Annotated in this window: 11 protein-coding genes, 1 tRNA gene and 1 pseudogene; 9 read left to right on the top strand and 4 right to left on the bottom strand. The window is 64.3% G+C overall.

Going from position 1 to position 20,249, the window contains the following annotated elements; translation table 11 throughout:
- Window positions 1-221: 221 nt before the first annotated feature.
- Complete coding sequence (locus WAN02_RS01400) at window positions 222-437, bottom strand: hypothetical protein (RefSeq protein ID WP_422262120.1); 216 nt, start codon at window positions 435-437, stop codon at window positions 222-224.
- Between the two features lie 289 nt (window positions 438-726).
- Here WAN02_RS01400 and WAN02_RS01395 point away from each other — a divergent pair, with 289 nt between their 5' ends.
- Together WAN02_RS01395 and WAN02_RS01390 are read left to right on the top strand one after the other, a co-directional pair.
- The gene (locus WAN02_RS01395; protein ID WP_422262118.1) at window positions 727-1,749 is read left to right on the top strand and encodes a hypothetical protein; all 1,023 of its coding nucleotides are present in this window, start codon (window positions 727-729) and stop codon (window positions 1,747-1,749) included.
- Complete coding sequence (locus WAN02_RS01390; protein ID WP_422262117.1) at window positions 1,746-7,076, top strand: SDR family oxidoreductase; 5,331 nt, start codon at window positions 1,746-1,748, stop codon at window positions 7,074-7,076. Before WAN02_RS01395 ends, WAN02_RS01390 begins: the two co-directional genes overlap by 4 nt.
- Before the next feature lie 18 nt (window positions 7,077-7,094).
- Here the strand turns inward: WAN02_RS01390 and WAN02_RS01385 are convergent, their stop codons facing one another.
- From WAN02_RS01385 to WAN02_RS01375, 3 genes are all read right to left on the bottom strand, one after another.
- Window positions 7,095-7,586 carry a hypothetical protein gene (locus tag WAN02_RS01385; RefSeq protein WP_422262115.1) on the bottom strand — a complete coding sequence of 164 codons (492 nt, stop codon included), beginning with the start codon at window positions 7,584-7,586 and terminating at the stop codon, window positions 7,095-7,097.
- A 19-nt stretch (window positions 7,587-7,605) separates the two neighbouring features.
- On the bottom strand, window positions 7,606-8,436 hold the full coding sequence (locus WAN02_RS01380) for a hypothetical protein (protein WP_422262113.1): 831 nt from the start codon (window positions 8,434-8,436) through the stop codon (window positions 7,606-7,608).
- 337 nt (window positions 8,437-8,773) lie between these two features.
- Window positions 8,774-8,847: transfer RNA gene (locus WAN02_RS01375), tRNA-Arg, on the bottom strand.
- Window positions 8,848-9,028: 181 nt separating this feature from the next.
- Between WAN02_RS01375 and WAN02_RS01370 the strand changes: the two genes are divergently transcribed.
- The 7 genes and pseudogenes from WAN02_RS01370 to ettA all read left to right on the top strand — a co-directional run.
- Window positions 9,029-10,282, top strand: coding sequence for an alpha/beta hydrolase fold domain-containing protein (locus WAN02_RS01370; RefSeq protein ID WP_422262111.1), 1,254 nt, complete (start codon window positions 9,029-9,031; stop codon window positions 10,280-10,282).
- 262 nt (window positions 10,283-10,544) lie between these two features.
- Window positions 10,545-11,993 (top strand): wax ester/triacylglycerol synthase family O-acyltransferase, encoded by a 1,449-nt coding sequence (locus WAN02_RS01365; protein ID WP_422262122.1) that lies wholly within the window; start codon window positions 10,545-10,547, stop codon window positions 11,991-11,993.
- Window positions 11,947-13,720, top strand: a pseudogene (locus WAN02_RS01360) (HAD-IB family hydrolase). Before WAN02_RS01365 ends, WAN02_RS01360 begins: the two are co-directional and overlap by 47 nt.
- Window positions 13,717-16,059: a glycerol-3-phosphate 1-O-acyltransferase gene (locus WAN02_RS01355; RefSeq protein WP_422262109.1), complete on the top strand. Its 2,343-nt coding sequence runs from the start codon at window positions 13,717-13,719 to the stop codon at window positions 16,057-16,059. The pseudogene WAN02_RS01360 and the gene WAN02_RS01355 overlap by 4 nt, the downstream one beginning before the upstream one ends.
- 24 nt (window positions 16,060-16,083) lie before the next feature.
- Entirely contained in the window at window positions 16,084-18,093 is a 2,010-nt protein-coding gene (locus WAN02_RS01350) for a cytochrome c oxidase assembly protein (RefSeq protein WP_422262107.1), read from the top strand.
- A 282-nt stretch (window positions 18,094-18,375) separates the two neighbouring features.
- A complete protein-coding gene (gene ssb, locus WAN02_RS01345) occupies window positions 18,376-18,819 on the top strand; it encodes a single-stranded DNA-binding protein (RefSeq protein ID WP_422262105.1) in 444 nt (147 codons plus the stop codon).
- A 140-nt stretch (window positions 18,820-18,959) separates the two neighbouring features.
- Window positions 18,960-20,249: energy-dependent translational throttle protein EttA (gene ettA, locus WAN02_RS01340; RefSeq protein WP_422262103.1), on the top strand; the 1,290-nt coding region annotated here is incomplete at its 3' end.

The following is a 20,249-nucleotide window of genomic DNA, read 5'->3' as shown; positions in this document are numbered from 1 at the left end:
AAGACGATCTGACAGGTCACTCAGCGCAGTGTCGTAGGTCTGCCGCAGCGAGTCGATGTACGACGGTAGGTCCATCATCTCCAGCCGCTGGTTGTCATGCGACCACCCCCAATAAGGGGTCACGGTTTGGACGCTGCGTCCGGAGTGGCCATGGCCATGATGCCGTGTCTTGGAATGGCTCTTCCCGTGAGACATGGTTGCACTCATGGTTTGTTCTCCTATCAAAGTGAGGTCGCGGCAGAACGCGGGCGAAACCACCACGCTGCATTGGGATTAGGTGTGTGTTGTTTATGAATGTTGCAGTTTCGCCCGGCGTCGGCCCAACTGCCGGTGCCGACGTCATCGGCAATCGGCCCGGCCGCAACAAGGGCATTACCGCTGTTGACGGCAACCATTTGGTGCGGAAAGGTCGAAGATGCGGTGATGCTTGTGAACACGATCGAGACCGTCGAGTATGCCGAATGGATCAGAGAGATTGGCCATCTGGCGCCTTTCGCCGTACGGATGGGCCTCGGCCCTGGGAGTTTAACAAGCGCGCGCAACCGGTTTCAATAGTTCGTTGTGCGGGCGCGTCGTTTTTCGGGTAATCGCGGACGCGAAAACCCTTGAGAATCAGCTCAACAAGACGTTATGGTGTGGCTGGTATACGCGGGGGATGCGAATTCGAGGAGTGTTTGTGTCCGCGCGAAAACTTCGCTCAGAAGTCGGCCCGCTGTAGGCAATCTGATGTCGCCGAACCCCACAGCGTTGAACGCGGAATTCAGCACATCGGAGGGTGGTGCGCAGCCCGATGCCACCGACGCCGTCGGATCGACTGTTGAATGGGCAACGAAATTCGCACATTACCTTGAGCTTTCGGCAGAGCGCCTCGGCGAAACCGCCGAGCTGAACAAAGAGCTCACTAAGCGGATCGCTTACGGTGACGTGCCACCGGTGATCGTCGAGAGTCAACTGGCTGCGTTCCTGGCCACCAACGCGGATTCATACGCCGCTGAAGTAGCCGACCTTACGATGAATGTCTTAACCCGGCTGATCGGTCTCAGCTCAGACTATGTTTGTGCGCTGGCGCACGGCATCGCCCCAGACTTGTCCGCGCCGGCGCGGCCGACACCGCCACGATTCGACCCAACTGACCCTGTCGACTGGTTCGAGCGCCTCCACCAATACGCGACCGCAGAAGCTTCGGTAGCCAACGCAATTCTCCGCTCGGCCGTCGACCGTGGGCCCGCCGAAAACCCGGGTACGGAGCCATTTTCGATCGTCGCTGCCAACACAGCCGACATCGTTCTCGAGCTGTTGGTCCGCTTGGAAGACGTCAACACCGACTATGGACGGCGTTACCTCACCTCGGTGCTGGGGTTAACTCGCAACAGCGAGAAAGCCGAGGCCACTCTGCAGGCGGTGGCCCCGCTCGGTCAAACGGCCACCATGCGATTCGCGATCTCCAACAACTCCGATGCCGATGCCACGGTGCGATGTTTGTTGACTGATCTGCGCCGCAGCGACGGCGTGGGACCGGCGTTCGAGCCCGACGCCACGCTCACGCCCAACAACTTCCGTCTTCCGGTCGGCGCGGAGGAGTTCATCCAACTCTCAGTTCGGTTGGCCGAGTCTGACTTTGAGGACGGTCCCGTCTACACCGGGGGCGTGCGTGTGCTGGGGGTCGGCGATGCCGTGGTGGAGATACCGCTAAACCTGAGGGCGTCGATCTCGGCGGACCGCCGCCAATCTGTCGCCGAAGTGCCATGAATGCCGAATCCGGCGGCGAGCCGGGCGGCATTGAGCCGATCGCAATCGTGGGCCAGCGGGTCCGGGTGCCCGGTGCTTATGACGTCGATCAGTTCTGGCAGAACCTCGCCGACGGGGTCGAGTCGATCACCTTTCTGTCCGAGGACGAGATGCGGTCGGCCGGCGTACCCGATTCCGTCATAAACCTGCCGGGATACGTCAACGCTGCCCCGCTTCTCGGTGATATCGACCGGTTCGATGCGGGCTTCTTCGGATTCTCGGCGCGTGATGCAGCTCTGACCGATCCGCAGCATCGGATATTCCTGGAAACCGCGTGGGAGGCATTGGAAGACGCTGGATACGACCCGGCAGCATTTCCGGGGTCGATCGGAGTCTTCGGCGGCTGCGAGATGAGCACCTATCTCTATCAGCTGTACCAGAATCCTGATGCCCTCGGCTATGTGGATGGCATGCAGCTGATGGTCACCAACGACAAAGACCATCTCTGCACCCAGGTGTCGTACCGATTGGATCTGCGCGGACCCAGTGTCGTCGTACAGACCACCTGCTCGACCTCGCTGGTCGCAGTCGCTCTTGCCTGCGAGAGCCTTCGCGGCCGCCGATGCGACATGGCGCTGGCCGGCGGCGTCACGGTCCGGGTACCCCAGCGCGGCGGCTACTACTACGTCGCCGGCTCCATCCTCTCGCCGGATGGGCACTGCCGGCCCTTCGACATGAATGCGCAGGGAACGATCGTTGGAAGCGGGGTCGGCATCGTCGCGCTCAAGAGGCTCGAGGACGCACTGGCAGACCGAGATTGCATCCACGCGACGATCCTGGGTTTCGGGCTGAACAACGATGGTCACGACAAAGTCGGTTACACCGCGCCCGGCATTCGCGGTCAGGTCGCGGCGATCGCCGAGGCTTACCGCACCGCGGGCATTTCGCCGGAGTCGGTCGGATACGTCGAGGCGCACGGGACGGGGACGATTCTCGGTGATCCGATCGAGTTGTCCGCCCTGACGGAGGCGTTCACGAAATACACATCCCGTCGCGGATTCTGTGGGATCGGTTCGGCCAAGTCCAATTTCGGCCACCTGTCCTGTGCATCTGGCGTGGTCGGGTTGATCAAGTCAGTGCTATCGCTGGAGCATGCGGCGATACCGCCGACCGTGCACTACCGTGCGCCAAACCCCGCGATCGACTTCGTGTCGAGTCCGTTCTTTGTGACGCGGACGCTTCACCCTTGGTCGCGCAACGGTAGCCCACGCCGCGCAGGGGTGAGTTCGTTTGGCGTCGGGGGCACCAATGCCCATGTCCTGCTTGAGGAAGCCCCCCAGCTCGACGCCCCAGCACACCGGCGGCCACACCAGGTCCTGACGGTGTCAGCGCGCAGCAACGATGCCCAACACGAGGCCGCCCGGCGTCTCGGCGCGTACCTCAGCCGCCATCCGGAGCGCGACCTCGCCGACGTAGCGTTCACCCTGCACCTGGGTCGGCGGGCGTTTGCCCACCGCAGAAGCTATGTCGTGGAGGTGGACGACCGCGCCGGCGCGGTCGCAAGGTTGTCATCGCAGCGCGAGGACATCGAAGCCGTCTGTAGCAGTGCAGAACCCGAGATCGTTTTTATGTTTCCGGGTCAGGGCTCCCAATACCCGGGTATGGCCGCCGATCTGTACAACAGCGAGCCGATCGTGAAACGCACCATCGATGCGTGCTGTCGAAAGCTGAAGCCCGAACTCGGATTTGACCTACGTCGGGTACTTTTCCCCGGCCCACGCCGGCGCAAAACTGCCGCGGCTGAACTGCGGGACACCGCACTGGCTCAGCCGGCTCTGTTTGTCATTGAGTACGCCGTCGCCCAGTTGTGGCGCTCGTGGGGTGTACAACCAGCGGCGATGATCGGGCACAGCGTCGGCGAATATGTCGCTGCCACGGTGTCGGGCGTGATCGCGTTGGACGACGCACTGCGGCTCATGGCCCTGCGCGGCAGGCTCATCTCGGACCTGCCGCCCGGCTCGATGCTCGCCGTGATGGCGCCGGCCGACGAGCTGGTCGACTACATCGACGACGATCGGGTGTGCCTCGCAGCGCTGAACGCGCCCCAACTATCTGTGTTGTCGGGAGCAGAAGAAGCGATCGCTCCGGTTGAAAAGGCACTCCTGGCGCGGTCCGTTCCTGCCCATCGCCTGCACACGTCGCACGCTTTTCACTCGTCGATGATGGACCCGATGCTCGACCGCTTCGAAGAGCTTGTCGATCGGATTCCGCTCGCGATGCCGGACATTCCGTACGTTGCGACCCTCACCGGTCTTTGGGCGGATGCCGCGGTCACCAAGCCTGACTACTGGAGTGCCCAGATCCGTTCGACGGTCCGCTTCGCCGACGGCTTGCGAACGTTGAGGGGTGACAGGTCGCCGTTGACCACCGAGCCCGCTCTGCTCGAGGTTGGTCCGGGGCGGGCGCTGTTGACCGCGGCCCAGAACAACAGCATGCAAGTCCGGTGTTCGCTGGCCTCACTCCCCGCGGCCGAGGACCCCAAACCGGACACCGAAGTGATCTCAACGAGTCTGGGCCGGCTATGGGAACTGGGTCTCGACGTCGACTGGGAGGGCTTTCATCAAACAGAGCCCCGCCGGCGCGTGAGCCTGCCGACGTATCCGTTTGAACGTGAAAGCTATTGGATCGGTCGGGCGAACCAGCCGGGTGGTGCCGATGCAGCCGGGCCGCGGGACGTCGCCGACTGGTTCTACGTGCCGGTATGGACCGAATCCGAGCTTTCCGGTGAAGGGGCGAACGACCTCAGCGACGCTCACATCCTCCTGCTGGACGAAGGGTCGGGAGTGGGGGCGCACATCGCGGCGACATTGTCGGCGTTGGGCGCCGTCCCGGTGATAGTTCGACTCGGTGATCGTTACGAGCGGATCGGCGATGCCGAATACATCCTCGACCCCGCCCAGGAGCTGGGAGTGGCTGACCTGGTCGCCGACGTGTGCGCCGACCGCACACTGCAAGGAGTCATCCACTGCTGGGGCGCCGAACCTCCGGCCGACACCGATATCGAGGACGCTGCGCTGAGCACTTTCTTGACACCGATGCGCCTGGCGGTCGCACTCGGCGCTCACACGACGGCGCGTCCCTTGCCGGTTGTGCTCGTCGCCCGGGGGACCGCCGACGTATGTGCAACCGAGGTCCTCGATCCGGGCCGGGCATTCGGAATCGGGGCCGCGAAGGTGCTGCCGCAAGAGCTGACCGGCTTGAGCCTCACCCACATCGACGTCGACGACGACCCGACCGTCGCCTCGATGATCGTTTCGGAACTGGCTGCCGGCGCGCCCGAATCCGAAATCGCATATCGGGGCGGTGCCAGGCATGTAAGAGGGTATGAGCCGCACTCGATCGCCGACGCCCGGCCGCCGGCATCGTTACCGTCTGATCCGGTCATCCTGATTACCGGCGGGCTGGGCTACATGGGTCTGCTCATCTCCGAGGTGGCTTTCCAGGCATTAGGGGCCAAGGTGGTGCTGCTCGGGCGTTCCGAGCTGCCGCCGCCGGGGGAGTGGAGCGCCGCAAGCGAAGACAAGACGATCGACGCGTCGGAACGGGCGCTGCTACGTCGACTCGCCGTCATGCAGGTGCAGCGCGACGACGTGCTCGTCGTGCAGGCAGACCTCGCCGATGCTGCTCAAGTCCATGCGGCGATCGATGCGGCGGTTGAGCGCTTCGGGCGGGTGGACGTCGTTGTTCACGGCGCGGCCAACGTCGGACCGCAAGCGTTCGGTTCGGTTGTCGAGACCGGAAGCGCCGTCGTCGCCGCGCAGATAACGCCCAAAGTTCAAGGACTGCTGCACCTTTTGGCAGCAATGAGCGGCCGCCACCCACAGCGTTGGATAGTCCACGGTTCGATATCGGCAGAGCTTGGCGGCCTCGGCCTGGCCGCGTATGCCGGCGCCAACGCCGTCCTCGACGGTATCGCTGAGCGAGGCGCGCGAGCTGGGCAGGACTGGCTGAATATTGAATGGGACGCCTGGGATAACGCGGGCGAGGCAGCGGCCCACGCGCTGAAATCCGCGCCGATCAAGGGACCCGAAGGTCAGGATGTATTTCTTCGCGCGATTGGCACGCCGCTCGGATCGCGGGTCGTCGTCGCTGTTCATGACCTCGAGGAAAGGTTAGACACCTGGGTCCGCTTTGCGAACGATGCGCGACCGAACGACGCCGGAGGCCACCCACGTCCCAACCTATCCACGGCCTACATCGAACCGCGGACAGACACCGAGCAGAAACTTGCCGCCATCTGGTCGGCCCAACTCGGCATCGACACAGTCGGAGTGCATGACCATTTCTTCGAATTAGGTGGGCACTCCCTGCTGGCAATCCAAGTCGCCTCCGAGATTCGCAACGCATTCGCGACTGACCTACCCGTACTGGACCTGTTCAAGGCCCCCACGATCGCCGAGCTCGCGGTGCTCGTGGACAACACCGCCGGCACCTGCACCGAAGCCGCACCCGCACCCACGCGGCCGAGCGTTGATGATCACAACGACGATGACCTGTTGACCGGAGAGATTGACGGACCGGGAATGGCCGCAAAACTGCGTTACCGGCGGTTCTACGACGACATCACCAAACGTCTTGCCGCCACTGGAATGGGAGACGCGTCCTTCTTCCTCAACTACGGCTACGTCAGCCTCGGCGATGGCGACGAGTCGGCGTTAGCGGTGGAAGACACGGCGTTCAATGCGAATTCAATTCGCCTTGCCTACGAACTTGTCGGCTCCACCGATTTGACCGGTCGAGATGCCCTGGATATCGGATGTGGACGGGGTGGGACCGCGGTGCTGTTGGCCGATCAGTTTCGCGCGAAGGTTAACGGGGTTGATCTGTCTCCCGAAGCCGTTGCCTTCTGCCGGGAGACGCATGCCGCGCCGAACGTGTCGTTCATGGTTGGTGACGCCGAACATCTTCCGTTCGAAAGCGATTCGTTTGATGCGGTCAGCAACGTCGAATCGTCACATACATATCCCGATATGCGGGCGTTTCTCTCCGAGGTGCGCAGAGTTCTCCGCTCCGGCGGCTGGTTCCTGCATACCGATCTGTTGCCGACTCAGCGTTGGATGGAGGTCCGCGCAATACTGTCGGTCCACGGTTTCACCGTCTCGGTAGACCGGGACATCACCGCGAACGTGCTCGCCTCATGTGACCAAGTCGCGGGTCACCGGACCAAGGCTTTCGGCGAGTCGAGTCAGATGATCGACAACTTCCTCGCGGTGCCCGGATCGACCGTTTACGAGCAAATGCGCACCGGGGCATGGGAATACCGGATAATGAGATCTCGCTTGACGTGACCGCGCCGGCCGGCTTGTCTACTCGTCGATGACGCGGACGCTGATGCCGCGCGGTCGGCCGACGACAGTAGGCGACGCAGATTGGCCCCGATGTTCGTGCCGCTTGCCATGGGTTGCGGCCGGCGGAGTATTGAGAAGCGTTTCGTAGCTCCCGGATGTGTTGAAGCCGAAGAGTTCCACGCCCATGAACGTGAAGCCGAAGTGCTGAGAGTACGGCTGCTCGATACGTGAAGGCGGCAGCGGCGCAAGCTTGATCGTCGTGCAGGAATCGACGGCAACGGGCTTGAGGTCGATCTCCGACTTCGAATCGCTGGTGACGCTGAGGGGCTCGACCTTGAGGTCAACCTTTGCATCGCTGTCGCTGCTCGACTTCGTGACGATCGGATCGGGGACCTTGATCGTCGAGGTCGCGTCGATGGGCGCGATCTCCTTGATGTGGATGTTGTCAAGGTCGGTGTCGAGGTGAGCACCGCCGCCGAGGTTGCTGTTGATCGTCCAGGGATTCGGCATTGGGGGAATTGAAGAGCTGCTACCGCCCATCTGCGGCCTCCTTGGCTTTACGTCGCGTGGCCGGCTTTCGGCCGTAACTTGCGGTGGTGTAGATATCCAGGACAAGGGGCGTGTTGAAGAAGTGGAGGTCCCCGCGATAGTGCTTCAGCGGCTTCAACTCCGGGGGAAGCTCGAAGTGCGCATCTGCCACGATCTTTTCACCGGGATGCAGGGTGACCGGGTCGCGCCGCGTGATGACCGTTCCGGCCTGCAAATCGCCGATATGCAGGAGGACGTTCTTGACCATTGCCTCGACCGTCGACCGATCTGACTCGTTGATGCCTGCAAGCACGGCAGAGGTGACGTCCTGCGTATCGAAGAGGGGGACTTTGCATTCCGCTCCGCCGTAAATGTCAACGTTACCGGCATTCTCCGCGATGAATCTGCGGGTGTATGTCGTCGCACGGTCGGCCAGGATGGTGAGTTGCGTGGGCGTCGAGCGCAGGTCGATAACCTCTTCCACAAGCGCGTAGGCGGCCACTGCCTGCTTACCGATCCTGAGTTCGAACTGATGCTCGCCCGGTGGCGTAGTCGGGTCCAGCGAGATGGTGGCGGGGATGCTCGCCTGTTCGCCGGGATAGAGCGTCGCGTAGAAGGGGATCTCTCGGAGCGGGAGCCCGGCTGGCCCTTTCAGAGTGGCCGACCTGAAGCCGATGCTGCGCAACTTCAGCTTGGTATCCGTCTCATTAATGAGTGGGATAGCTCCGGTTAACGCGCCTGGCGGGCCGGCGAACAAAAGTTGGGTATCTGCCGCGCCGGCAAGTTGCAGCGAATGTTCGGCAACTGCGGTCTGACGAGTATCAGCAGCCATAACGTGACGTGCCTCCCTGATGGGACCCGTGACTAGCGAAAACACTACTTCCGTTCAATTGCGAGTGTCAATCTTGCGCACTGACTCACCACGTATTGTCGCTCCATACCTGCACCAATCGTCACGTGGCTTCGTCCAGAACGGGCGGCGAGTTGTATGTCGGGGTGGTTGCTGCTCGTGACGCCGGCGACCCGGGGCCCTTTGTCGCGTTTTCGGGGCTCATCAGCGTGTCCGTCGCGATATTCAATCCGTCGCTGATCACTGCCATCACAGCCTGATACCTCTGCTCGGCATCAGAAACGGGTATCCCGTCGGCCGCAGTGGCATCCGCACTATGTACCCCCGGCAGGATTCGAACCTGCGACCACAAGATTAGAAGTCATGTGCTCTGTCCAGCTGAGCTACGGGGGCCAAAGACTCCAAGCCCAGGTCAGTGTAGCCAACCGGCGGAACGGGCACTCACGGTCCGCAACGCCGCGGCAAATGTCGTTGGCAGTAATAGTGATTGAGCTAGTGTGAGGCCCGCCACACACGTACGCTACCGACGGCCCGGCCGTTCGCGGGCGGCGTGTGCTCAACGACGAGGAGTGGCATGACCGTTGCCGTAGATGTCAGAGCGCGATACTCGCAGGCGCGCGCAGAAGTGCTGCGCCAGGGGTTGCAGCTTGCGGCCGCGCCGATCGGTGCGTACCGCACCGGCTCACTGCTGCTTCGGGGCTCGCCAACGGTCGCCGGATTCTTGGCGGGATGGCTGTCTGCCGAATTTCCGCCGCAGGTCGTCACCGGGCACGCGCTGTCCGGTGTGGCCCCGCTGTCGATCGGCCGGGTTGCGACGAGTTGGGCGGCGCAGCGCGCAGATCGCATCCTCACTGCGGCGCTGCAGGATTCCTTCGGTGAGCAATACCGCGACTCGGTCTGTCATCCCATCAGCGACCGGCCCGAGCGCCGCGGCGGGATGTTGCATGCCGCCGCCGGCCACCGTCGCTATGCGGCGAAAACGTCAGACATCACATACGGCCCGGACACCCGCGACAACTTGCTGGACATCTGGCGCCATCGGGACATCAAGGCTGGCGACCGGGCGCCGGTGCTGCTGCAGATCCCGGGCGGCGCGTGGACCGTCAACGGTAGGCGACCGCAGGGTTATCCGCTGATGAGCCGGATGGCCGAACTCGGCTGGGTCTGCGTCTCGATCGACTACAGCAAGAGCCCGCGCAAATCGTGGCCGGCGCACATCATCGACGTCAAGCGCGCGCTGGCGTGGGTTCGCGAGAATATCGCCGACTATGGCGGCGATCCCGACTTCGTCACGGTCACCGGCGGCTCGGCGGGCGGTCATTTGGCCTCGCTGATCGCGCTCACCGCCAACGACCCGCGACTGCAGCCCGGCTGTGAGGATGTGGACACCACTGTTCAAGCCGCGGCACCCTTATACGGCGTCTACGACCTCACCGATGCCGAGAAAATGCACGAGATGATGATGCCGTTCCTCGAACTTTTCGTCATGAAAGATCGCTACGCCGACAACCCCGAACTCTTCGAATTGGCATCGCCGATTTCGCACGTCCACCGCGATGCGCCGCCATTTTTCGTCCTGCACGGCGAGAGCGATTCGGTGATCCCGACCGTGCAGGCACGGGCCTTCTGCGGCGCACTTCGCGACGCGGGAGCTCACACCGTGGGCTACGCCGAGCTGCCCAACGCTCACCATGCTTTCGACTTGTTCGCCACAGTCCGATCCCGACTGGCGGCCGACGCCGTCGCTGACTTTTTGGGCGTTGTCTACGGACAGCATTTGCGGTCGCGATCAAGGACGGCACGCAAGTACGCCTCACCGACCGGCTGAGTCGGTCCCGCGCGCAACCAGTTGCTCATTTCGAATTCAGCAGCAGGTCAGGGCGTTTCGCAGTGTACCCAGAGCGCGTTTGATCTGGCGTTATGATCCGGACAATCGGCTACCGCCACCGCGCTTACCGGACTACGTTGGAGTTGCCCGCAGCGTCCTGACGAGTGGTCGCGGGCCTGTCTGAAACAGGAGGCTTGAGTGGCGATGGCGGCGTTGGCCGGATGGGGGAGCTGCGGTGGCTGAGCAGGTCGATGCGGCCGGAATGCCCACGGCGCTGGGGCCCGTCGACTACCTCTTACATCGCGGAGAGGCGAATCCGCGTACCCGCTCGGGGATCATGGCCCTGGAAATTCTGGACACCACGCCGGATTGGGAACGCTTCCGGGTCCGCTTCGAGAACGCGTCTCGGCGGGCATTACGGCTGCGGCAGAAGGTGGTCGTGCCGACGTTGCCGACAGCCGCGCCGCGCTGGGTGGTCGATCCCGACTTCAATTTGGACTATCACGTGCGCAGGATGCGTGTCTCCGAACCCGGCACGCTGCGACAGGTATTCGACCTTGCCGAGCTGATGCTGCAATCGCCGCTGGACATTGCCCGGCCGCTATGGACGGCCACGCTGATCGAGGGTCTGTCCGACGGCAAGGCCGCGACGCTGCTGCACCTGTCCCACGCGGTGGCCGACGGTGTCGGCAGCGTGGAGATGTTCTCGCACATTTACGACCTCGAGCGCGATGCGGCGCCTCAGCCGACGCCCGACCAACCAATACCCCAAGATCTGACCGCCAACGATTTGATGCGCGAGGGGTTCAACCACCTGGCCGCGAACGTGGTCTACGGGGCCGGCGGGGTGCTGTGGGGAGCGGCGTCGATGGTCGGGCGAGCGGTGGCCAATCCCGGCAAGGCGGTGTCGGGTGTGTTCAACTACGCGCGCTCAGGGACACGGGTGGTCAGCCGGGCCGCCGAACCCTCCCCGCTGCTTCGTCGACGCAGCTTGACCACCCGCAGCGAGGCCATCGATATTCCGCTGTCCGACCTGCACCGGGCTGCGAAAGCCGGCGGCGGCTCGATCAATGACGCCTATCTGGCCGGCCTGTCCGGTGCACTGGGCCGCTACCACGCGGCACTCGGCGTACCGATCTCCACGTTGCCGATGGCGGTGCCGGTCAGCTTGCGGGCCGAGTCCGACGCCGCGGGCGGCAACCGGTTCACCGGTGTGAACCTGGCGGCCCCGATCGGCACCGCGGATCCGGTTGCTCGCATGCAGAAGATCCGCTTGCAGATGACCCAGCGCCGAGACGAGCCCGCGATGGACATCATCGGTTCGATCGCACCGGTATTGAGCGTGTTACCGAGACCGTTGCTGGAGTCGATGACGGCCTCGGTCGTCGGGTCCGACGTGCAGGCCAGTAACGTTCCGGTCTATCCCGGCGACACGTTTCTCGTCGGTGCAAAGGTCCTGCGGCAGTACGGTATTGGTCCGTTGCCCGGTGTGGCGATGATGGTCGTGCTGATCTCCAGGGGCGGTCATTGCACCATTACCACCCGCTACGATCGCGCCTCGATCCGTGACGAGGCGTTATGGGCCCGGTGTCTGCTGGAGGGTTTCAACGAAGTCCTCGTGCTGGCTGGTGATCCTGCGCCTCAGGCGGTGGCCGCGACATTCGATGCCGACACGTCTGGTTCGACCGAGCGATCGGCGTTGGGTTCATGAGCAAGGAGAACGGCGAGTCGAAAAAACCGCCCCGTGATCTTCGGCTGCCGGGCTCGGTCGCCGAAATCATGGCCAGCCCGACCGGGCCCAAGATCGGCGCCTTCTTCGACTTGGACGGGACCCTGGTGGCCGGCTTTACCGCCGTCATCCTCACCCAGGAGCGGTTGCGGCGCCGAGACATGGGCGTCGGCGAGCTGGTCGGCATGGTCACCGCTGGGCTGAATCATCAATTCGGGCGCATCGAATTCGAAGAGCTGATCAGCAAGGCCTCGGGAGCGCTCCGTGGTCGGATACTGAGCGATTTGGATGAGATCGGCGAGCGGCTGTTCGTCCAGCGAATCGAGTCGCGGATCTACCCCGAGATGCGCGAATTGGTGCGCGCTCACTTGGCTCGCGGGCACACCGTGGTGCTCAGTTCGTCGGCGCTGACCATCCAGGTCGCCCCGGTAGCCAAGTTCCTCGGCATCGTCAACACGCTCACCAACAAGTTCGAAACCAACGACGACGGGATTCTGACCGGAGGTGTGGTCAAGCCGATTCTGTGGGGACCGGGCAAGGCCGCGGCGGTGCAGAAGTTCGCCGGCGAGAACAAGATTGACCTCAAGGACAGCTACTTCTACGCCGACGGTGACGAAGACGTCGCGCTGATGTATCTGGTCGGCAATCCGCGGCCGACCAACCCGGAAGGCAAGATGGCGGCCGTCGCCAAGCGGCGCGGCTGGCCGATTCTGCGGTTCACCAGTCGCAGCGGCGGCGGCATTACCGCGCAACTGCGCACTCTGGCCGGCGTCGGCTCGGTGATTCCCGTCGCCGCCGGCGCGCTGGGCATTGGCCTGCTGACCGGAAGCAGGCGCCGTGGTGTCAACTTCTTCACGGCGACCTGGTCGCAGCTGTTGTTGACTGCCAGCGGTGTGGAACTCAACATCCTGGGCGAGGAGAATCTGACCGCCGAGCGGCCCGCGGTGTTCATCTTCAACCACCGCAACCAGGCCGACCCGGTCATCGTTGGCGCGCTGGTCCGCGACAACTGGGTGGCCGTCGGCAAGAAGGAGCTCGAAAGCGATCCGATCATGGGCACGCTCGGCAAAGTCCTGGACTCGGTCTTCATCGACCGGGACAATCCGACCGCTGCGGTGGAGTCGCTGCACCAGGTCGAGGAGCGCGCCCGGCAAGGGCTGTCCATCATGATCGCGCCGGAGGGCACCAGGCTGGACACCACCAGCGTCGGGCCGTTCAAGAAGGGGCCGTTTCGGATGGCGATGGCGGTCGGAATACCCGTCGTGCCGATCGTGATCCGCAACGCCGAGATCATCGCCGCGCGCAACTCCACAACGATGAATCCGGGCACGGTGGATGTTGCGGTGTTTCCACCGATCTCGGTGAGCGACTGGACAGTTGAGACGCTGTCGGATCGGATCGCCGAAGTGCGCCAGCTCTACGTGGACACGTTGGCCGACTGGCCGGTCGATGAGCTGCCCGACCATGATGTGTACCGAAAGAAGGCGCCGCGCAGGACCGCCAAAGCCGTGCCCGCGAAAGCCGCCGCCAAAGCTGCGCCGGCGAAGGCTGTGCCCGCGAAAGCTGTGGCAAAGAAGGCTGCGGCGAAGAAGGCTGCGCCCGCGAAGGCCGCGGCCAAGAAAACGGCGAAGGCGGCCCAATCCGAGGCGGCGCCGCGCAAGGCGACCAAGGCCCAACCGAGTACACCTCGGCCGAAGGGGAGATCGTGACCCCCCCGGCTGCCGACGAGGGTTCGTTCAGCACCAGCGACGACACCTTGGTGTTGGCGTCGGCGTCGTCGCCGATCGAATCGGAATTGCTTGCCACGTGGCTGGATCAACAACGTGCCCGCCATCCGGACACCAAGCTCGAGGTGCTGCCGCTGCCCGAGCGGGACGCATCACCCGGCGCGATGGCCCAACTCGTCGAGCAACTCGAGTTGGACGAGGACCGGTCGATTGTGCCGGTGCGCGTCTTCTGGATGCCGCGTGCCGACGCGACCGCGCTGAACCGGGTGACGGCATTGCTGCCCGGACGAAATCCCTACCAGCCCAGCGAACGTCAGCAGCGTCACATTCTGCGGACCGACCGTTCGCGCGCCCAAGTGGTGGCCGGTGAATCGGCCAAGGTATCCGAGCTTCGTCAGCAGTGGCGTGACATCACCGTCGGCGACAATCCCCGCGAGTTCGCGCATTTCGTCACCCGCCGGGCTCTGCTGGCGATGGAACGCGCCGAATATCGGATCCTGGGGCCGCAGTACAAATCGCCGCGACTGGTTCGGCCAGAGATCATGGCGTCCGCGCGCTTTCGCGCCGGCCTGGAGAAGATCCCCGGCGCCGACCTCGAAAAAGCAGGCGAGATGCTCGACGAACTCGCCACCGGATGGAGCCGAGTTTCCGTCGACCTGGTCTCGGTCCTGGGCAGGTTGTTCAGCCGGGGATTCGACCGGGAAATCGACTACGACGAGTATCAAGTGGCGGCCCTGCGCACCGCGCTGGAAGCTCATCCGGCGGTGTTGCTGTTCTCGCACCGGTCCTACATCGACGGCGCGGTGATGCCGGTGGCAATGCAAGAAAATCGGCTGCCGCCAGTGCACGTCTTCGCCGGTATCAACTTGGCCTTCGGGGTAATGGGACCGCTGATGCGCCGCGCCGGAACGATTTTCATCCGTCGCAACATCGGCAACGATCCGCTGTACAAATACGTACTTCGGGAGTACGTCGGCTATGTGGTGGAGAAGCGTTTCAACCTGAGCTGGTCCATCGAGGGCACCCGTTCGCGCACCGGGAAGATGCTGCCGCCCAAACTCGGACTGATGAGTTACGTGGCCGACGCCTATCTAGACGGTCGCAGTGATGACATTCTGCTGCAAGGCGTTTCGATCAGCTTTGACCAGCTGCACGAGACCGCCGAATACGCTGCCTACGCCCGTGGAGGCGAGAAGCGTGCGGAGGGCTTGAGCTGGATGTACAACTTCATCAAGGCCCAGGGTGAGCGCAACTACGGCAAGATCTACGTCCGCTTCCCCGAAGCGGTCTCGATGCGAGAGTATCTCGGTCCGTCGCACGGCCCGATCGCCGAGGACGAAGCGGCCAAACGGCTTGCCCTGCAGAAGATGTCGTTCGAAGTAGCCTGGCGGATCCTGCAATCGACTCCGGTGAATGCCACCGGCCTGGTGTCGGCGCTGCTGCTGACCACGCATGGGGTGGCGTTGACGCTGGGGCAACTGCACCACACCCTGCAGGATTCGCTGGATTACCTCGAACGCAAGCAAACCCCGATGTCCACCAGCGCGTTGCGGTTGCGCACGCCCGAAGGCGTTCGCGCTGCGGTGGATTCGTTGTCCAATGGCCACCCCATAACCCGGATCGACAGTGGCCGCGAACCGGTGTGGCGCATCGCCCCGGAGAACGAGCACACCGCAGCGTTTTACCGCAACTCGGTGATCCACGCATTTCTGGAGACCGTCATCGTCGAACTGGCGCTGGCGCATGCCGGCCACGCCGACGGTGATCGGCTGGAGGCGTTCTGGAATCAGGCCATGCGGCTGCGCGACCTGTTGAAGTTCGACTTCTACTTCGCCGATTCGGCGTCATTCCGGCAGAACATCGCCGAAGAGATGGCGTGGCATGAGGATTGGGAAGCCCACGTCGCCGGTGGCGCTGCCGAGATCGACGCGATGTTGTACGCGAAGCGGCCGCTGATGTCGGACGCGATGTTGCGGGTGTTCTTCGAGGCTTACGAGATCGTGGCCGACGTGCTGCGCGATGCTCCGGCGGATATCGGCGAAAAGGAGCTGACTCAGTTGGCGCTCGGCGTCGGCAAGCAGTACGTCGCGCAAGGTCGGGTGCGCAGCAGTGAGCCGGTGTCGACGTTGTTGTTCGCCACCGCGCGCCAAGTTGTCGCCGATCAGGATCTGCTCAAGCCCGGTCCCGATCTGGCCGAACGCCGAATTGCGTTTCGCCGTGAGCTACAGGCCATCCTTCAGGATTTCGACCATGTCGCGAAGATCGCGCGCAGCCAGTTCGTCGCTCGCGAGGTCCAGGCACGCAGTGCAGATCGCCCGTAGGGGGCGCGACCGTACGCTTTGTCTATGACGGATGCTCCGGCCGCTAGCCGTCGCGCGCTGGCGTGGCCGCTGCTCGTCGGGGTAGCCACGTTAGCCGGCTGCACCGCGGCGGGCGTCGGTGCGCTGTCGCTGGCAGCCGCGCTGACCGCCACCGGCTTACCCGATCCCGGACCGGTGACCACGGTTGGCCTGCCGTTCGTGCGGGCCGCCGGTGAGGTCGCCGCCGTCGTAGCCGTCGGATCCTTCCTGTTCGCGGCCTTTTTGGTGCCGCCGCAGAACAACGGTGTGCTCGATGTCGACGGCTATCGCGCGTTGCGGGTGGGAACGGTGGCCGCCGGAGCATGGGCGGTGTGCGCCGGCCTGCTGGTGCCGTTGACCATTTCCGACGTCTCCGGCCAGCCGATCACCGCCCACCTGAACCCGGCGACGCTGTGGTCGTTGGCCAGCCTGATCAACATTTCGACGGCGTGGCGGTGGACCGCGCTGCTGGCCGCCGCGCTGACGGTGGCCAGCCTGCCGGTACTGCGCTGGTCGTGGACGCCGCTGCTGTTGGCCGGCTCACTGGCCACCCTGTTACCGCTCGGGCTGACCGGTCACTCGTCGGCCGGCGGTTCGCACGATCTGGCCACCAACAGCCTGCTGATCCACCTGGTCGCGGGCAGCCTGTGGGCCGGTGGCCTGCTGGCGTTGCTCGTTCACGTGTTCCGCGGCGGACAGCACGCCGACCTTGCGTCGCGGCGATTCTCGGTAATCGCATTGTGGTGCTTTGTCGCCATGGCGGTCAGCGGGGTCGTCAACGCGCTGGTGCGGATCCTGCCGTCGGACCTACTCACCACCACCTACGGACGGCTGGTGATCGCGAAGTTTGTCGCGCTGTGTTTGCTCGGCCTCGCCGGTTGGCGGCAGCGGCGCACCGGGGTCGTTGCGCTGCAAGCAGATCCGGGCTCGCGGGCCGGCCTGCTTCGGCTGGCGCTGATCGAGGCGGTGCTTTTCGGCTTGACGTTCGGTGTCGCCGTCGGCCTCGGTCGCACGCCTCCGCCGCCACTACCGATCGGCGTGCCATCGATTTCCGACGTGAAAATCGGCTATGACTTCCCCGGGCCGCCGACCCCGGCCAGGGTGCTCTTCGATTGGCGATTCGACCTGATCTTCGGCACGGCGGCCATCGTATTCGCCGCGCTGTACGTGGCCGGGGTGCGCCGGTTGCGGCGCCGTGGCGATGCGTGGCCGATGGGTCGGACCGCGGCCTGGCTGCTCGGCTGTTCCGCGCTGCTGTTCGTCAGCTCATCGGGTGTGGGCCGGTACATGCCGGCGATGTTCAGCATGCACATGGCCGCGCACATGCTGCTGTCGATGTTGGTCCCGATCCTGCTGGTGTTGGGCGGTCCGGTCGGCCTGGCGTTGCGGGCACTTCCGGCGGCCGGCGGCGACGATCCGCCGGGGATGCGGGAGTGGCTGCTCGCCGCGCTGCACAGCCGGATCTCGAGGGTCCTGACCAACCCGGTGGTCGCGACCGCCCTGTTCGTCGCGGGGTTCTACGGGCTGTATCTCGGCGGCCTGTTCGATGCCGCGGTCGGTAGCCACATCGGGCACGTGGTGATGAACGTGCACTTCCTGGTCAGCGGCTATCTGTTCTATTGGGTGGTCATCGGTGTTGACCCGACGCCGAGGCCGATCCCGCCGCTGGCGAAGGTGGCGGTGGTCTTCGCGTCGCTGCCGCTACACGCCTTCTTCGCGGTGATCCTGATGAGCATGCCGAAGGCGCTCGGCGAAAGCTTTTACCACTCGCTGCACCTGAGCTGGCACACCGACCTGTTGGGCGATCAGCGGCTCGGGGGTGGAATGGCTTGGGCCGCAGGGGAAATCCCCCTGGTCGTCGTCATGATCGCGTTGCTGGTGCAGTGGTCACGCAGCGACCAGCGAACCGCGCGACGATTGGATCGCGCGGCCGACCGCGACGACGACGCCGAATTGGCGGCCTACAACGCGATGCTGGCCGAGTTGGCCCGCCGCGATACGTCAGGGCAACGCTGAGCGACCACCGTTACGCCGGTCGCAGCGAAAGTCTGGCCACACGATTTGCCCGCCTCTGAGCATCAACTCCTCGGCACGCGCGGTTTGTCGCTCGAAGGCGGCCACGACACGGAAGCGTGCGGCCAGGGGCCGATGTGGCGGATGTGACTTCTTTATCCACACCCAACGCTTTCTCCACAACGCCGACCGGGTTCGCGCGGAATCGGGTCGAGCTGTCGGCGGTCGCGAGCTGAATGGCCTGCAGCACCGGTTGCGGTGCGATACAAGAAAGGTGATTAAGAAATGTTCGAAACACCGCTGACCGTGGTCGGAAATGTCGTCAACGATCCGAAACGCCGCAGGGTCGGCGACCAGGAAGTACTGAAGTTCCGGGTCGCCAGCAATTCGCGGCGCCGGTCCGCTGACGGCACCTGGGAGCCCGGCAACTCGCTGTTCGTCACTGTCAACTGCTGGGGTCGGTTGGTCTCCGGCGTGGGCGCGTCACTGGGCAAGGGCTCGCCGGTGATCGTGTCCGGGCAGGTCTACACCAGCGAATACGAGGACCGCGATGGTATCCGGCGGTCGACCCTGGAGATGCGCGCCACCGCCGTGGGTCCCGATCTGTCTCGCTGCATCGCGCGGGTCGAGAGGACGGTTTCCTCCGGATCGGCAACCGGAGCGACCGATGCCGAGGAGGAGAAGGAACCGGACAGCGCCGAGGCCGCACCCGATGCCGAGGCCGCGTAGCCGCTGTCGGCTTAGCTGCATCGATGTGGCGGTGCCCGTCCGGTGACGATGCTCGCCGCCCAGCGGCGTGGGGAGGAGCCGGACAAGTGCCTAGGATGGGGCGCGAGCAATCCCTCGCACCAGAAAGGCAACACCGCCACATGGCTGAGTTCATCTACACGATGAAGAAGGTCCGCAAGGCGCACGGCGACAAAGTCATCCTCGACGACGTCACCCTGAGCTTCTATCCGGGCGCCAAGATCGGTGTCGTCGGCCCCAACGGGGCGGGGAAGTCGAGCGTCTTGCGGATCATGGCCGGGCTGGACAAGGCCAACAACGGTGAAGCCTTCCTGGCCACCGATGCGACGGTCGGCATCCTGCTGCAGGAGCCTCCGCTGAACGAGGAGAAGACCGTTCGCGGCAACGTCGAGGAGGGCCTCGGCGACATCAAAGTCAAACTTGACCGCTTCAACGAAGTTGCCGAACTGATGGCCACCGACTACTCCGACGAGCTGATGGAGGAGATGGGCCGGCTGCAGGAAGACCTCGACCACGCCAACGCGTGGGATCTCGACTCGCAGCTGGAGCAGGCGATGGACGCCCTGCGCTGCCCGCCGCCCGATGAGCCGGTGACGCATCTGTCCGGCGGGGAGCGGCGCCGGGTGGCGTTGTGCAAGCTACTGCTGTCCAAGCCGGACCTGCTGCTCCTCGACGAGCCGACGAACCACCTCGACGCCGAGAGTGTGCAGTGGCTCGAACAGCACCTGGCCGAATACGAGGGCGCGGTTCTGGCGGTCACCCACGACCGGTACTTCCTGGACAACGTGGCCCAATGGATTCTGGAGCTCGACCGCGGCCGCGCCTACCCCTACGAGGGCAACTACTCCACCTATCTGGAGAAGAAGGCCGAGCGGTTGTCGGTGCAGGGTCGCAAAGACGTCAAGCTGCAGAAGCGGCTGACCGAGGAGCTTGCCTGGGTGCGTTCCGGCGCCAAAGCCCGCCAGGCCAAGAGCAAGGCGCGCCTGCAGCGCTACGAGGAAATGGCCGCCGAGGCGGAGAAGACCCGCAAGCTCGACTTCGAGGAGATCCAGATCCCCGTCGGCCCGCGCCTGGGCAACCTGGTGGTCGAGGTCGAGCACCTCGACAAGGGTTTCGAGGGACGGACGCTGATCAAGGACCTGTCGTTCACGTTGCCCCGCAACGGCATCGTCGGTGTCATCGGTCCCAACGGTGTCGGCAAGACGACGCTGTTCAAGACCATCGTCGGCCTCGAACAGCCGGACAGCGGCATCGTCAAGGTCGGCGAAACCGTGAAGCTGAGCTACGTCGACCAGTCGCGGGGCGGCATCGACCCGAAGAAGACCGTCTGGCAGACCGTCTCCGACGGGCTGGACTACATCCAGGTCGGGCAGAACGAGATCCCGTCGCGGGCCTACGTCTCGGCTTTCGGT

The organism is Mycobacterium sp., assembly GCF_049281135.1.
Lineage (GTDB): Bacteria > Actinomycetota > Actinomycetes > Mycobacteriales > Mycobacteriaceae > Mycobacterium.
The sequence above is the reverse complement of the archived record's forward strand: the minus strand, read 5'-3'. Positions and strand labels throughout refer to the sequence as shown.